Genomic DNA, 14,119 nt, shown 5'->3' with positions numbered 1-14,119 from the left:
GTCGCGAGCTCCTCTCCAGTGCTGCCGTCCTTTCTACAGCAGCTTGCGCAGCATCCGCATCGCCTTGTCGGTGTAGGGCGGGTAGATCATTTTCAGGTCCGGCTTGGCGGGCTTGGCCAGCACCGCCTTGCGGTGGCTGAGCGCCTGAAATCCCCACTCGCCGTGGTAGGCACCCATTCCGCTGGCGCCGACGCCACCGAACGGCAACTGCGGCACCAGCAAGTGCATCGCGACGTGGTTGACCACCGCACCACCGGCCGGAACGGCGTCGATGATCTCGCGACTGGTTGACTTCGAATTGGAAAACACATACAGGGCAAGCGGCTTGGGCCGACCGTTGATGAACCGTATTGCCTGCTCAGCAGATTCGATCTCCAGTACGGGCAGGATCGGCCCGAAGATCTCGTCGGTCATTGCGGGCTCACTGGGATCCGGGTCGACGATCACCGTCGGCTCGATTGTCAGGGCGGCGCGGTCGGTACCGCCGCCGATGGCGATGTCGCCCTTGGTCGCTTCCAGGTAGCCGGTAAGACGGTCGAACTGCCGATCGTTGATGACGCGCATGCCCATGTCGTTGCCGGCCCGGAAAGCGGTGACGTTTTCGGTGATTCGCCGAACGAGGTCGGACTTGATCGACTTCTCCGCGAGCACGTAATCCGGCGCCACACACGTCTGGCCGGAGTTGAGCAACCGACCCCAGGCGATCCGCCGCGCAGCGACATCGAGGTCGGCATCGGCGGTCACCACCACCGGGCTCTTGCCCCCGAGTTCGAGCGTGACCGGCGTCAGCGTCGCCGCCGCCGCGGCCATGATCTTGCTGCCGATGGCGGTGCCGCCGGTGAACACGGCGTGGTCGAAGCCCAGCGACAACAGCTCCTGGGTTGCTTCGGCGCCGCCTTCGATGACGACGACCGCTTCCGGGTCCAGATACTTCGGCACCACCCGCGCGAGCAGCGCCGAGGTTGCCGGCGCCAGTTCGGACGGCTTGATCACCGCACAATTGCCCGCCGCGACTGCGGCCACCAGCGGTCCCAGCGCGAGGTAGACCGGATAGTTCCACGGCGAGATGATCAGCACCGTTCCCAGCGGTTCGTACTGCACCCACGCCGAGCTCGGTAGCTGCGCCATCGGGACACCACGCTTGCGGCGTTTCATCCACTTACGCAGGTGCTTCCGGGCGAATTCCGCTTCGCCCTTGGTGGAAGCGACGTCACCCAGCCAGGCCTCGGCGCGCTGGCGGCCCAGGTCGGCGTCCAGTGCCGCGACAATGTCGTCTTCGCACTCGTCACACAAGCGGGCAATAGCCTCGAGCTGGCGGTGCCGCCATTCATAACTACGGGTGCGCCCGCTGGCGAACACAGCCTTCACACGATTCACCTGCTCGGCCAAATCAGCTGGAGCGGTGACGGATTCGATGGTCATGTCGGAGTCCTACTTGGCGTTCTCGTCGGCCGGAATGGTGACCTCGCGGCGCAGGATCTTGCCGGTCGGCCCCTTCGGTAACGCATCCACCAGCCACACGCGCCGCGGGTACTTATACGCGGCGACGCGGGCCTTGACGAAGTCACGCAGTTCGGCTGCCTCTGCCTTCGCGCCTTCCTTCAGCGCAACGGCAGCGCCCACCTCCTCGCCGAGCGAATCATGGGCGATGCCCACGACCGCGGCCTCGGCCACCGCCGGATGCTCGTAGAGCACTTCCTCGATCTCGCGGGGATACACGTTGTATCCGCCGCGGATGATCAAGTCCTTCTTTCGGTCGACGATGAAGTAGTAGCCGTCCTCGTCGGCGCGACCGATGTCGCCCGTAGCCAACCAGCCGTCGGAGTCGATGGTCGCCAGCGTGGCGTCGGGAAGATTCCAGTAGCCCTTCATGACGTTGTGCCCGCGAACCTGGATTTCACCGGCCTCGCCCTGGGGGACTTCCGCGCCATCGGCGGCCACCACGCGCATTTCGACGCCCTCGATCGGAGTACCGATCGATCCGGCCTTGCGGGGCTTGTCCGGGTGGTTGAAGGACACGACGGGCGACGTCTCCGACAGTCCATATCCTTCCAAAACCACGCAGCCAAAGGCCTTTTCGAAGTCGCCGATCACCTGCACCGGCATCGCCGCGCCGCCGGACACGCAGACACGCAGAGTCTTTGTCGCGGTCGGCGAGGCGGTTCCGGCGACGCTGAGCAGTGCGGAATACATGGTGGGCACGCCCTCGAAGACGGTGACGCCGTCCCGTTCGATCACCTCGAGCGCCTTGCCCGGTTCGAATCTCGGTAGCAGGGTGAGCGTGGCTCCGGCCAGCACCGAGGTGTTCAGTCCGCAGGTCAGACCGAAGACGTGGAACAGCGGCAGGCATCCCATCACCACGTCGTCGGGGCCGAGGTGCACCAGGGTCCGCCCGGTCACTTCGGCGTTGCGGCCGAGGCCGCCGTGGGTGAGCTCGGCACCCTTGGGCTTGCCGGTGGTGCCGGAGGTGTGCAGGATGACGGCGGTGTCGTTGTCGTCACGCTCGACCGGTTCCCCTTGTTCGGGCAGATCGGCAATAAGCTCCGCGAGCGCAGCGTCATCGATGATCCAGGCGTGCGCCCCAACCGCCGCCGCGCCTTCGTTGGCTTCCTCCGCGAAGGCAGAGGTGGCGAACAACGCCTTGGCGCTGGTGTTGGACAGATAGAACTCCACTTCCCGTGCCTTGAGCAGCGGGTTCATCGGTACCGCCACCGCGCCGCGGTGCATGATGCCGTAGAAGACGATCCCGAAGGCTGGTGTGTTCGGCAGCATGATCCCCACCCGGTCGCCCGGTTCGACGCCGGCACGTTCCAGCAGGGTGGCAACGCGTGCCGCGGCAGCGTGGAATTGCGCGTAGGTAAAGGTCAGATCGTCGCACCGCAGCGCGATGCGGTCAGGATGAGCGCTTTTCGAGGCAACAAGATTTGAGCTCAAGGTGGCCACGGGGACCCTTTCGGACGGTTCTGTCGGTTTCTGTTATCCATGGTGATGTGAACCAGATCCGAAGACGATGGTCACCAGAACAACACCGACCCCGCAAGGGTGTGGCCCGTCACAACGGGCTTCCAAGCGCGCTACTGGCTACCTCGTCGGTATCAGCATGATCAGGAGTCCGAGGGCAATAGCGACGATCACCAGCATTCCCGGTGCGACAGACCGGCAGACGGCGATGAGCGACCGCCCGATCACCTGAGGGAATTGCCCGACCGGCGAGGCCATCGATGGGTCGGGCGTTCTCGCCGTTACCGCGTCACTCGTCATTGCCCAATTCCTGTCTCTGCGCTGTGGTCGCTCCCGTCTACCCAGCACCGCGAAAAGCGAAACACCGCTCGTAACCGCGCGCTGGGGATTGGCGGTGTGATTGGCTACCGAAATGGCCACCGCAGGACGGCAACGCCTCACAGCTGACCAGCGCAGTTCCTTTATCGCAGCCCAACTTGGCTGGACCATGGACGCGTTCGACTATTTTCTCGTGGTATTCGTCTACGCCGATATCGCCGCGACGTTCCACATGAACAAGGCCGAAGTCGCCTTCATCACCACGGCGACCCTCATCATGCGTCCGGTCGGGGCCCTGTTGTTCGGGCTGCTGGCTGACCGGATCGGTCGCCGAATTCCGCTGATGGCAGACGTGGCCTTCTATTCGGTGGTCGGTTTCCTCTGCGCGTTCGCGCCCAACTTCACCGTGCTGCTGATTCTGCGGATGCTGTACGGAATCGGCATGGGCGGCGAGTGGGGACTCGGCGCTGCGCTGGCCATGGAAAAAATCCCACCGGAACGCCGCGGCTTCTTTTCCGGCCTGCTGCAAGCCGGCTACTCGGTTGGTTACCTGCTCGCCTCGATTGCCTCGTTGATAGTGATGGACCGGCTCGGCCTGTCGTGGCGGTGGATGTTTGCGCTGTCGATAATTCCGGCCTTGATCATTTTCATAATCCGCGCCCGCACTGAGGAATCCGAGGTGTGGGAAAAGAGCCGTGAGCGAATTGCGCTCACCCAGACCTCGTTTCGCGACATCATCGTGAACCCCCTGATCGTTCGACGGTTCATCTATCTGGTCATTCTCATGACGGCATTCAATTGGATGAGTCACGGGACTCAGGATGTCTACCCGACATTCCTCTCGACAACCGGGCATGGCGGAGCGGGATTGTCATCGACGACCGCGAAATGGATTGCCGTCGCCTACAACATCGGCGCAATCATCGGCGGCCTGGTATTCGGTGCTGCCTCACAACGTTACGGTCGCCGCTACACAATTATCTTCTGCGCGCTACTCGGATTGCCCATCGTGCCGTTGTTCGCCTACTCGCAGTCGGCGGCGATGCTGTGCCTAGGCTCGTTCCTCATGCAGGTGGCAGTGCAGGGTGCCTGGGGTGTTATCCCCGCCCACCTCACCGAGTTGTCGCCCGATGCGATTCGAGGCTTTTACCCGGGTGTGACGTATCAACTGGGAAACCTGCTCGCATCCTTGAATTTGCCCATCCAGGAGCGCGTTGCCGCCCACCACGGCTATCCGTTTGCCCTCGCCGTGACAGTTGTCCCCGTGCTGCTAGCGGTGGCACTGCTCACGGCGGTCGGCAAGGAGGCCAAGGCTATTCGATTCGGCAGCGCCGAAAGCGACATACCGCAACGCGCCGACGCTCGCCGAGCGTAATCGAAAACCCGCTGGTCACACGGTAATTCGCCATCAAATCGTGCGTACGTCGCGACAATTCCGTTACCGAGTGGGTACCGGATCGGTAACAGATCGCCTTGTGTTGAACGCCGCGTCACAGCCAAACTGCTCGTGGCGTGTCTTGAAGTGCGCCGTTTTTCACGAGCAAAGGAAGACAATCATGCGTCGAAAAGTTGTTACGTCCCTTGCCGCCACCGCCATCGCCCTCGGTGTCGGGGCCTTCGTTGCGCCAATCGCATCGGCTGCCACCGAACTTCCCGGGCGTACACCGGTTGACGGCTCGGCCTCGTTGTGTCTGAACCTGAACCTCGGGTCGATGACGATTCCGCTCTGCATCTGAGATCGCCGCGGCGGGACTGGGCAGCGGCACAGCACTATTGCGGTGGCGTGGCCCAGTCACCCCGCAGCACTATCGTCTTCGGCGGCCGCTAGCTGCCGCGCTATCGCCCGATGGCCGGCTTGATTCGGATGGTCGCCGTCCCCGGCGAGCAAGCCCGTCGGATCACGGCTGCTGTCAATGCCTTTGAAGGCGGAAACCAGGTCGACGTAGACGGCGCCGGTGTCCGACGCGGCCTGGGCGATGACCGCGTTGACCTCCCGCGTGACCGCTGCACTTTGCATGACGAACAGGCGGCCGGACTGTTGCACGGCGACCTGGCCATCGGGATAGTCGTTCCAATATCCAGTGACAAAGACGTCGCTGCGCCTACCACCGCGCAGTGCGGCGATCCTGGTCAACACCTCGTCGAGCCTGTCCCGGATGCCGGAAAGCGTGGCAGCATCTACGCAACTGCCCTGCGGACATCCGCCCCTGGCCAACGTATCGTTCAGTCCCGCCACATCATTGGCGCCGATCGTGACCGTGACAAAATCCGCGGCGGCAGTTTCCGCCGCGACCCGACCGGGCCGGTTGAGGCTGTCGAGCAGATCTGCGGTTGTGGCACCGTCCACTCCCAAGTCCGACTCCCGAACCACAGTGCGGTACTTCGCTGACAATGCTCCGGCGAACAACGCCACAAACGAACGGCAACCCGGGCAGTTGGTCGCCGCAGCCACCGAATCCCCGAGACCTACCACCAGCTTCGCGTTCGCGGGCGCGTCGGCGGAAGCCCCGGGCAGCCAAACGAATACAAGAGTCGCTAGGGCGGCAGCGGCTTTGAGGCTACGGCGTGGTCGTGGGCGCACTTCATCTCTTGACTGTTGGTTTTGCCCCCGGCGTGGGCGACGGGCACCAGCCCTTGACCCTAGTTCCCCTCACGCTGCCGCGGACGCAACCGGCAGCGGCGCTGCGGACGCATCGACCACCATCACCACCGCTGCCCCGCAGCGCGACCGGATGATCTCGTGCAGTCGCTGGACCTGCCACCCACTGGCGATGTCGACCGCGACGGCGTACGCCTGGCGCGCGGAAAGCCCGACCAGCAGCGGCGCGAGGTCGCGGGTGTGCCGGGCAGTGAGGACAACGCGGTAACCCTGACCGACAAGCGCCAGGGTCAGCGCTCGCCCCTTCTCGCCCTGGGCGTTGAGGACGAGAGCGATGCGCTCAAAGGGAGTGCCGGGTTCGACTTCCGCGTTCATGGGTCTCATGGAAGTCGCGCGCACTGCGATCAGGCTGTCGCGTGGCTGTGAGTTTGCTGCGCTGCGTGATCCACCGGGGGTCGCGTGTTGCGCCGACGCAACCCTTGACCACAGCGCCGAGTGAACGTACATTCATTTCTAGTGCAACGCCGATTCATGGCGTGTGAAGTCAAGTTCATAGCCGATCTGGCAACTCTTCGGAAGGGATAGCCGACATGGATTTCTCCACTTACTCCCAACTCGTGTTCGAAAGGCGCGAGAACGGCGTACTCCTGATCACCATCAACCGACCGGACAAGTACAACGCCGCCGACGAGCAGATGCACGCCGAACTCGCGCGGGTGTGGAACGACGTTTCGAACGACCCGCAAACCCGGGTCGCTGTCATCACCGGCGCGGGCAAGGCATTCTCGGCGGGCGGAGACCTCGCCATGGTCGAACGGATGGCCGGCAACCACGATCGGGTGGCGAACATGCTCACCGAAATGAGCGACCTCGTCTACAACATGATCAACTGCGATAAGCCCGTCGTGGCCGCAATCAACGGCGTGGCGGTGGGCGCGGGACTCGTGGTGGCCCTGCTCTCGGACATCTCGATCTGCGCCGAGGACGCCAAGCTCGGCGATGGGCACGTGAAGCTCGGAGTGGCAGCGGGTGACCACGCCGCGATCATCTGGCCGCTGCTGTCCGGAATGGCCAAGGCGCGCTATTACCTGCTGACCGGCGAAATGGTCGGCGGGGTTGAGGCGGAACGGATCGGGATGGTCACCAGCGCGGTTCCGCGCGAGCAGGTGCTCGATGACGCACTGGCTGTCGCGCACAAGCTGGCGACCGGTTCGCAACTGGCCATCAGATGGACCAAAAAAGCGCTCAACAACTGGCTCAAGCAGGCAGGACCGATCTTCGACCAGTCCGCGGCCTACGAAATGCTCTGCTTCATGGGACCCGACGTCAAGGAGGGCTACACCGCCATCCGCGAGAGGCGGGCGCCGAATTTCCCTTCCGCACAATATGAATCGACTCTACAGGGGGCAACACAGTGAGCAAGCCAAACATCGTGGTGGTCACCGGAGCGGGTTCAGGTATCGGCCGGGCAATCGCGCTGGCGTTCGCCGCGCAAGGCGACAAGGTGGTGGCCGCGGATGTGAACCCCGACGCCGCCAAGCAAACCGCCGAACACAATCCGGACCGAATCTTCCCCATGGATGTCGACGTCGCCGACCGGACGCGGGTGGACGGGCTACGCGCGCAGGTTCATGACGAGGTGGGCGTGCCGAACATCCTGGTCAACGCTGCCGGGTGGGACCGCACCGATCAATTCCTCAACGCCACCCCGGAATTCGCGGAAAAGGTCGTCGCCATTAACTACCTTGGCCCCGTTCACATGTGCAGCGCGTTCCTGCCCGGCATGACCGAATCCGGCAACGGCGGCCGGGTGATCAATGTGGCCAGTGACGCCGGTCGTGTAGGTAGTTCCGGCGAGACTATCTACGCGGGCGCCAAGGGCGGCGTGATTGCGCTGACCAAGTCACTGGCCCGCGAGATGGCCCGCTACGGCATCACCGTGAACTGCGTGTGCCCGGGACCGACGGACACGCCGCTGTTCCAGGCCCAAGACGAAAGGCTCAAAGCCGCACTGATCAAGGCAATTCCCTTCCGACGGCTGGCACGGCCCGACGAAGTCGCCGCGCCCGTCATCTTTTTCGCCTCTCCCGACGCATCGTTCATCACCGGCCAGGTGATCAGCGTCAGCGGCGGACTCACTATGGCCGGATAAGCTCCGAGGAACGAATCGACATGTGCGCCTACAACGCCGGCGCCTACCGGCGATACTTCGAGAACGACTTCACCTATCTCAACGGCTTTCGCCGCAACGTGCATCGCTACGCGGCCCGGACCGCGCTCGAGGACCCTACGACCGGCCAGTCCTGGACGTACGCCGAGCTCGGTCGACAGGTCGCGCAACTCGCGACCGGACTCGCGGATGCCGGAGTTCAATCGGGCGACGTGGTGGCCTATCAATTGTTCAACGGCCCCGAATTTGCCCAGCTGTACCTGGCCACGCAGGCCGCAGGCGCCGTGGGCTCTCCGATGAATTTCCGCCTAGCCCCCGGTGAAACCGCCTACATCCTCGGCGCAAGCCGACCGAAGGTCTACATCTACGACACCGACCTCACCGACATGGTGCGGGCCGCGCTGGAACGCAGCAACTTTCGTCCCGACGTACTGGTCGCGGTCGGCAACGGACAACCGTTACCTGGCGCAGTCCGGTTCGAGGATCTGCTCGCGTCATCGCCTCGCGACATCGCGACGCAGCGCACCGCGTGGGACGAGACCACCCGGCTCTACACCTCCGGGACCACGGGCATGCCCAAGGGCGTTCCGCTCAACAGCCTCGTCGAGATCTTCAGCGCGCATGACGTGATCATGCACTTCCCATTGGCGCCGGAGGACAAGACGCTCAACATGACACCGTGGTTTCACCGCGGCGGATTGTATTGCGCGGGACCCAACCCCACGTTCTATCTCGGATCGTCGCTGGTGCCGATGCGCACCTTCGACGCGGACACCACTCTCGATTACGTGCAGCGCTACGGGCTTACTTTCCTCATCGGCGCGCCAACCAACCTGGCCATGCTGGCCCGCGCTCAAGAAGCCAACCGGCGCGACCTGTCCAGCCTGCGCGGCATCGTCACCATGGGCGCACCCCTGGAACGCGAGGCAGCGCTGCGCTACCAGAAGGTTTTGAATCCCAACATCTTCAACGGATATGGGAGCACCGAAGGATTTTGGAACACCTTCCTGCGACCCACCGATCTACCAGCCATGGCAGGCACCGCCGGCCGGGCGTGCATCGACGACGACGTTGCGGTGGTGAAGCTGTTCGATGACCGCCTCGCCGAGCCGCACGAGACGGTCGCCAAGGACGGCACCGAGGTCGGCGAAGTGATCGTGCGCTCCCCCAAGGGCGCCAACACCTACTTCGACTCCCCCGCCCAGAAGGCGGAGAAGTTCCACCACGGTTGGCTGCACATCGGCGACCTGGCCACCTGGGACGAGCAAGAATTCGTCACCATCGTCGGGCGCAAGGACGACATGCTGCTCTCCGGCGGCGAGAACGTGCACCCCGTTCAGGTCGAGGAGGCGCTCAACGAGCATCCCGGCGTGAGCGACTCGCTGGTCGTCGGCATTCCCGATGAGCGGTGGGGTCAGGTGGTGGTCGCCTACATCGTGGCCACCGAACCCCGGCCGTCCGTGGCCGAACTCGACGCCCACTGCCGCTCGCACCCGATGCTCTCGAAATTCAAGCGCCCACGCGCATACCGGTTCGTCGACTCGCTGCCATTGTCGGCCACCGGAAAGAAGCTGCACTACAAGGCCGCCGAGGCGGCGCGCGACGATGTCGCGGCGGGCCTGTTCACCTGCGTCACAAAGGACAATGCATGAGCACCACGACACTCTCCGCGTTCAACGCGCTCGATCCGCTCAACATCGACACGTTGTACTCCGATGACGAGCTGGCCGTGCGCGACAGCGTGCGCGGGTTCTGCGCCGAGCATGTCAGTCCGCACATCGCCGAGTGGTTCGAGGCGGGCGATCTCCCGGGCGCGCGTGAATTGGCCAGGGAATTCGGCAAACTCGGCCTGCTGGGGATGCACCTGCACGGCTATGGCTGCGGCGGATCCTCCGCGGTGCACTATGGCCTAGCCTGCCTCGAACTCGAGGCGTGTGACTCCGGAATCCGTTCGCTGGTTTCGGTGCAGGGATCGCTGGCCATGTTCTCCATCTGGAACAACGGGTCAGAGGAACAAAAACAGCAATGGCTGCCCGGCATGGCGGCCGGCGAGATCATCGGGTGCTTCGGACTGACCGAGCCCGACGCCGGTTCCGACCCCGCGTCGATGAAAACCCACGCCAAGCGCGATGGCGGCGACTGGATCCTGAACGGACGCAAAATGTGGATCACCAACGGATCCATCGCCGATGTGGCCGTGATCTGGGCACAGGTCGAAAGCGAAGGGACGGAGCGAGCCGGCAAGCACATCCGCGGCTTCATCGTGCCCACCGACGCTGCGGGCTTCAGCGCCCACACCATCAAACACAAGATGTCGCTGCGCGCGTCTGTCACCAGCGAACTGGTGCTCGACGATGTGCGACTGCCAGCCGACGCGTTGCTGCCGAACGGCAAAGGCGTCAAGGCACCACTATCGAGCCTGTCCGAGGCGCGCTACGGAATAGTCTGGGGCGCAATGGGCGCCGCCCGCTCCGCGTGGAAGGCTGCCCGCGACTACTCGATGCAGCGCACCCAATTCGGCCGTCCCATCGCCGGGTTCCAGCTGACCCAGGCCAAGCTCACCGACATGGCGCTGGAACTGCACAAGGGCCAACTCCTTTCGCTGCATCTGGGCCGGCTCAAGGACACCGTCGGGCTGCGACCCGAGCAGGTGAGCTTCGGCAAACTGAACAACACTCGCGAAGCCATCGAGATCTGCCGCACGGCACGAACCATCCTGGGCGGCAACGGCATTTCACTCGAGTTCCCGGTCATCCGGCACATGGTGAACCTCGAATCGGTCCTCACCTACGAGGGCACCCCGGAAATGCATCAGCTCGTCCTCGGCCAGGCCTTCACCGGCCAGAACGCCTTTCGCTGAAAGAATGCCCCACTCATGAACGCACGGCTGGAATACGACTCCGAACACCGCCAGTTCCGCGACGTAGTGCGCAGTTTTGTCCGCGACACCATCACCCCGGTACACGAGCAATGGGAACACGGCGGGCGCCTGGACCGGTCGCCGTTCACCGAAGCAGGCAAGCTGGGCCTGCTCGGATTCCCAGTTGCCGAACAGTTCGGCGGCCCCGGTGTGCACGACTTCCGCTACCACGCGATCCTGGTCGACGAGGTCACCCGGGCTGGGGCGGCCGCGGCCGGCATCGCCTTCTCGCTGCAGAACGACGTGGTCCTGCCTTACCTCACCGACCTGACCACCGACGAGCAGCAGGCACGCTGGCTACCGGGTGTGGTCACCGGCGAGACCGTGCTCGGTATCGCCATGACCGAACCCGGGGCCGGCAGCGACCTGACCGGCATCCGAACCACTGCGGTCCGCGACGGCGACCACTACGTGGTCAACGGCGCCAAGACCTTCATCTCCAACGGACAGAACGGCGACCTCTTCGTGGTCGCCGTGCGCACCTCCGCGGACAAACACAAGGGACTGACGCTGCTGGTTGTCGAGGCCGACACCTCCGGCTTCAGCCGCGGACGCAACCTGGCGAAGATCGGTCTGCACGCCCAGGACACCAGTGAGTTGAGTTTCACCGACATGCGGGTCCCAGTCGCCAACCGCCTCGGCGACGAGGGGCAAGGCTTCTACCAACTGGTGCACAATCTGCCGCAGGAGCGATTATCGCTGTCGGTCGGCGCCGTCGGGGCGGCCGAAGGCGTGTTCGCCCAGACCCTCGCCTACGTCAAGGAACGCAAGGCCTTCGGGTCGCCGATTGCCAGCTTCCAAAACACCCAATTTGTGTTGGCGGAACTGGCCACCGAACTGGATCTCGCCCGAACCTTCCTCGATGACTGCATCGCAGAACACCTGGCCGGGCAACTGAGCGCAGCCCGCGCGGCCCGGCTGAAGTGGTGGGCCACCGAACTTCAGGTCCGAGTGGCGGACCGCTGCCTGCAGCTGCACGGCGGCTACGGCTACATGCGCGAGTACCCGGTCTCGCGGGCATTCGTCGACGCCCGCATTCAGACGATCTACGGCGGCACCACCGAAATCATGAAAACGATAGTCGCTAAGGACCTCGGTCTGTAGACGTCCTTTACAGTTGCAGCGAACAGGCATTCACCGCCGTGGAGGAACAATGGCACGAAGCAGCACACCGATCGAGCTCGAGGAGGCCGTGCGGGCGGTCCGTGCGAGTTCGCGTCGCCGCCAGGTCCTCGACGCCGCCGTAACTGTCATGCAGCGCACCGGGTTTCATCAGATGTCCATGCAGGCGCTTGCCGACGAAGCCGAGGTGAGCGTGGGCCTCATTTACAAATATTTCGGCGGCAAGGAAGAGGTGCTGCTCGCGACCATCGTCGACATCCTCGACGCGTTTCGCAATCAACTCGAACCTGCCATGGACGCAGCCGGCACTGATCCGGTGGAGCGCCTGGCGGCGGGGTTTCGCCGTTACGTCGAAATCGTCGACGAAAACCTCGACGCCGTGGTGCTCACCTACCGCGAGAGCCGAACGCTGGATGCGCAAGGGCGCGAACAAATCAAGGAACTCGAAGTCGGCACCGCTGCGCCGCTACGCGCGGCCGTCGAGGCGGGTGTCGACGCCAAGGTCATGAACGACCTGAATCCCGACCTCGTCGTGTTCGACATGCTGATGCTGGCGCACGGCTGGGCGCTGAAGCACTGGCATTTCGGGCCGCTGTACACCCTGGATCAATACATCCGGGCTCAATTGCGCTTTGTGCTCTCGACCGTGGTCACCCCGAAGGCACAGGGCCGCTACCGACACCTGATGGAGTGACGGCGCTTCACAGTTGCGGCGCTTCGGCCCCGCGTTCCACGCCCGTGCGCAACTTCACCGACTCGGAGTAGGCACGGGTCCGAAATCGTAAGACAGGGTCATCCGACGGCTCGATTCCGTCGGTGACCCGCATCGGGTCGAACACGACGATATCGTCGCCGTGTTCGCGTGCGGTATCCAATCCGGTGATATCGAGGTGGCCGGCGGTGACGGTCTGCGTGCTCTGCCACGGCTGCGACGGATCGACCGTGGAATCGTCCGGTCCGGCAATCTGCACGCGGTACTGAAAGCGCACCGGTTGGTCGCGAAGTCGTTCGTTGAGCTCATCGGTGAGAAAGTCTGCGTCTCTGCGCAGGCCATCGCGCAAGGCCAGAAACTGCTCCCCCGCCTCCGGAACCAAATGATAGCGAACAAATCTCGCACCGCCGCTCGCGTCAACCCACCGAAAGGCATGCAGCGCATGATATTCCAGCGTGGCGTAGCTGGCGGGAATTCGGGTCACCGCGCCATTCGCGCGGACGGATTTGAACAGCCCTCGGTGTCCTGCCAGGTACTTCGTGAGCCGGATCGGCGTGGAGATGCTTGGTCGAAGCGCGTTGAGCAGCTCCACGAATCCCTCGGGCGTGCTGGAGGTGAACACGCGTGCGGTCTGTGCGGATACGTCCGTGGTGGAGCCATCGGGCAAGCTGAACTTCAGTGCCATCCCACGAACGTGCGGCAGCCCGTCGCGCTGCCTCGGATTGCCAGACCCGTTGGAGAACCGTACGAGAGTCTCGACAGGTTCACCCGACAGGTGCGCCGCGCGTGACAGGCTCGCCGCTTCGGCGGTCGCCGTGAAAGTTCCGCGATACAGCGTGCCCTTGGCATGCAGCGCACGGTAACCCGGCTGCGCACCACCGGTCGCCCGGATCGCCGCGATCGCGTCATTGGGCGTCACCGCATCGGCCATCTTCGATTCCTCACCGTCGGCTCCGGAGATCTTCAATCTATCCGGGTACGACCTCCGCTGGGGGGAATCGCCGAGTCAGTCGTCCTTGTCGCTCGCGGATTCTTCGTCCTTCGGTTCTTTATCCTGTGTCTCAGTGTCTTGTTTGCCCCGGACCTCGTCGCTGATCTCGCGCGCTACGTCGTCGCCGAGTTCCAGTCCAGACTTCTCTTTGTACTGCTGCTGAACGGACTTGACGGCCTCCTCGTCGGAGCCGTCTTTGGGAACCTCGATGGTCTGCTCGACCGGGTCCTTCTCGTCCCCGGATTCCGCTGACTTTCCTTTTTGCTGATCGAGATCTTCCGCAGCCTGGTGGCTCAACTCGAAGTCGGTGTCTGCGTCCACGTCGG

General features: G+C 63.9%; 14 protein-coding genes. 8 read left to right on the top strand and 6 right to left on the bottom strand.

Going from position 1 to position 14,119, the window contains the following annotated elements:
• Window positions 1–33: 33 nt before the first annotated feature.
• Window positions 34–1,422 (bottom strand): aldehyde dehydrogenase family protein, encoded by a 1,389-nt coding sequence (locus tag FOS14_RS03215; protein ID WP_143768814.1) that lies wholly within the window; start codon window positions 1,420–1,422, stop codon window positions 34–36.
• A 9-nt stretch (window positions 1,423–1,431) separates the two neighbouring features.
• Complete coding sequence (locus tag FOS14_RS03210) at window positions 1,432–2,943, bottom strand: long-chain fatty acid--CoA ligase (RefSeq protein WP_143768813.1); 1,512 nt, start codon at window positions 2,941–2,943, stop codon at window positions 1,432–1,434.
• Between the two features lie 430 nt (window positions 2,944–3,373).
• Between FOS14_RS03210 and FOS14_RS03205 the strand changes: the two genes are divergently transcribed.
• Window positions 3,374–4,654, top strand: coding sequence for an MFS transporter (locus FOS14_RS03205; protein WP_143768812.1), 1,281 nt, complete (start codon window positions 3,374–3,376; stop codon window positions 4,652–4,654).
• 181 nt (window positions 4,655–4,835) lie between these two features.
• The gene (locus FOS14_RS03200; protein WP_143768811.1) at window positions 4,836–5,015 is read left to right on the top strand and encodes a hypothetical protein; all 180 of its coding nucleotides are present in this window, start codon (window positions 4,836–4,838) and stop codon (window positions 5,013–5,015) included.
• Between the two features lie 56 nt (window positions 5,016–5,071).
• On the opposite strand, the gene FOS14_RS03195 is transcribed toward FOS14_RS03200, so the two are convergent.
• Both FOS14_RS03195 and FOS14_RS03190 read right to left on the bottom strand, forming a co-directional pair.
• Complete coding sequence (locus tag FOS14_RS03195) at window positions 5,072–5,752, bottom strand: SGNH/GDSL hydrolase family protein (RefSeq protein ID WP_255450055.1); 681 nt, start codon at window positions 5,750–5,752, stop codon at window positions 5,072–5,074.
• Between the two features lie 177 nt (window positions 5,753–5,929).
• Window positions 5,930–6,253, bottom strand: coding sequence for a hypothetical protein (locus FOS14_RS03190; RefSeq protein ID WP_143768809.1), 324 nt, complete (start codon window positions 6,251–6,253; stop codon window positions 5,930–5,932).
• Window positions 6,254–6,468: 215 nt separating this feature from the next.
• On the opposite strand from FOS14_RS03190, the gene FOS14_RS03185 reads away from it, so the two are divergent.
• From FOS14_RS03185 to FOS14_RS03160, 6 genes are read left to right on the top strand one after another with little or no spacing between them, the layout of a single operon-like run.
• Window positions 6,469–7,296: an enoyl-CoA hydratase/isomerase family protein gene (locus tag FOS14_RS03185; RefSeq protein ID WP_143768808.1), complete on the top strand. Its 828-nt coding sequence runs from the start codon at window positions 6,469–6,471 to the stop codon at window positions 7,294–7,296.
• Window positions 7,293–8,030 carry an SDR family NAD(P)-dependent oxidoreductase gene (locus tag FOS14_RS03180; RefSeq protein ID WP_143768807.1) on the top strand — a complete coding sequence of 246 codons (738 nt, stop codon included), beginning with the start codon at window positions 7,293–7,295 and terminating at the stop codon, window positions 8,028–8,030. Before FOS14_RS03185 ends, FOS14_RS03180 begins: the two co-directional genes overlap by 4 nt.
• A 20-nt stretch (window positions 8,031–8,050) precedes the next feature.
• Complete coding sequence (locus FOS14_RS03175) at window positions 8,051–9,700, top strand: class I adenylate-forming enzyme family protein (RefSeq protein ID WP_143768806.1); 1,650 nt, start codon at window positions 8,051–8,053, stop codon at window positions 9,698–9,700.
• A complete protein-coding gene (locus FOS14_RS03170; protein WP_143768805.1) occupies window positions 9,697–10,908 on the top strand; it encodes an acyl-CoA dehydrogenase family protein in 1,212 nt (403 codons plus the stop codon). The genes FOS14_RS03175 and FOS14_RS03170 overlap by 4 nt, the downstream gene beginning before the upstream one ends.
• Window positions 10,909–10,923: 15 nt before the next feature.
• Complete coding sequence (locus FOS14_RS03165; RefSeq protein WP_143768804.1) at window positions 10,924–12,072, top strand: acyl-CoA dehydrogenase family protein; 1,149 nt, start codon at window positions 10,924–10,926, stop codon at window positions 12,070–12,072.
• A gap of 49 nt (window positions 12,073–12,121) precedes the next feature.
• Window positions 12,122–12,784, top strand: coding sequence for a TetR/AcrR family transcriptional regulator (locus FOS14_RS03160; RefSeq protein ID WP_143768803.1), 663 nt, complete (start codon window positions 12,122–12,124; stop codon window positions 12,782–12,784).
• A gap of 7 nt (window positions 12,785–12,791) precedes the next feature.
• Here FOS14_RS03160 and FOS14_RS03155 read toward each other — a convergent pair whose 3' ends face one another.
• Both FOS14_RS03155 and FOS14_RS03150 read right to left on the bottom strand, forming a co-directional pair.
• Entirely contained in the window at window positions 12,792–13,733 is a 942-nt protein-coding gene (locus FOS14_RS03155; protein ID WP_143768961.1) for a catalase family peroxidase, read from the bottom strand.
• A gap of 75 nt (window positions 13,734–13,808) precedes the next feature.
• A complete protein-coding gene (locus tag FOS14_RS03150; protein WP_143768802.1) occupies window positions 13,809–14,114 on the bottom strand; it encodes a hypothetical protein in 306 nt (101 codons plus the stop codon).
• Window positions 14,115–14,119 lie beyond the last annotated feature (5 nt).

The sequence above is a fragment of the Skermania sp. ID1734 genome (genome assembly GCF_007489285.1).
In the GTDB taxonomy this organism is placed as follows: domain Bacteria; phylum Actinomycetota; class Actinomycetes; order Mycobacteriales; family Mycobacteriaceae; genus ID1734.
This window is presented reverse-complemented; position numbering and strand designations above follow the sequence as displayed.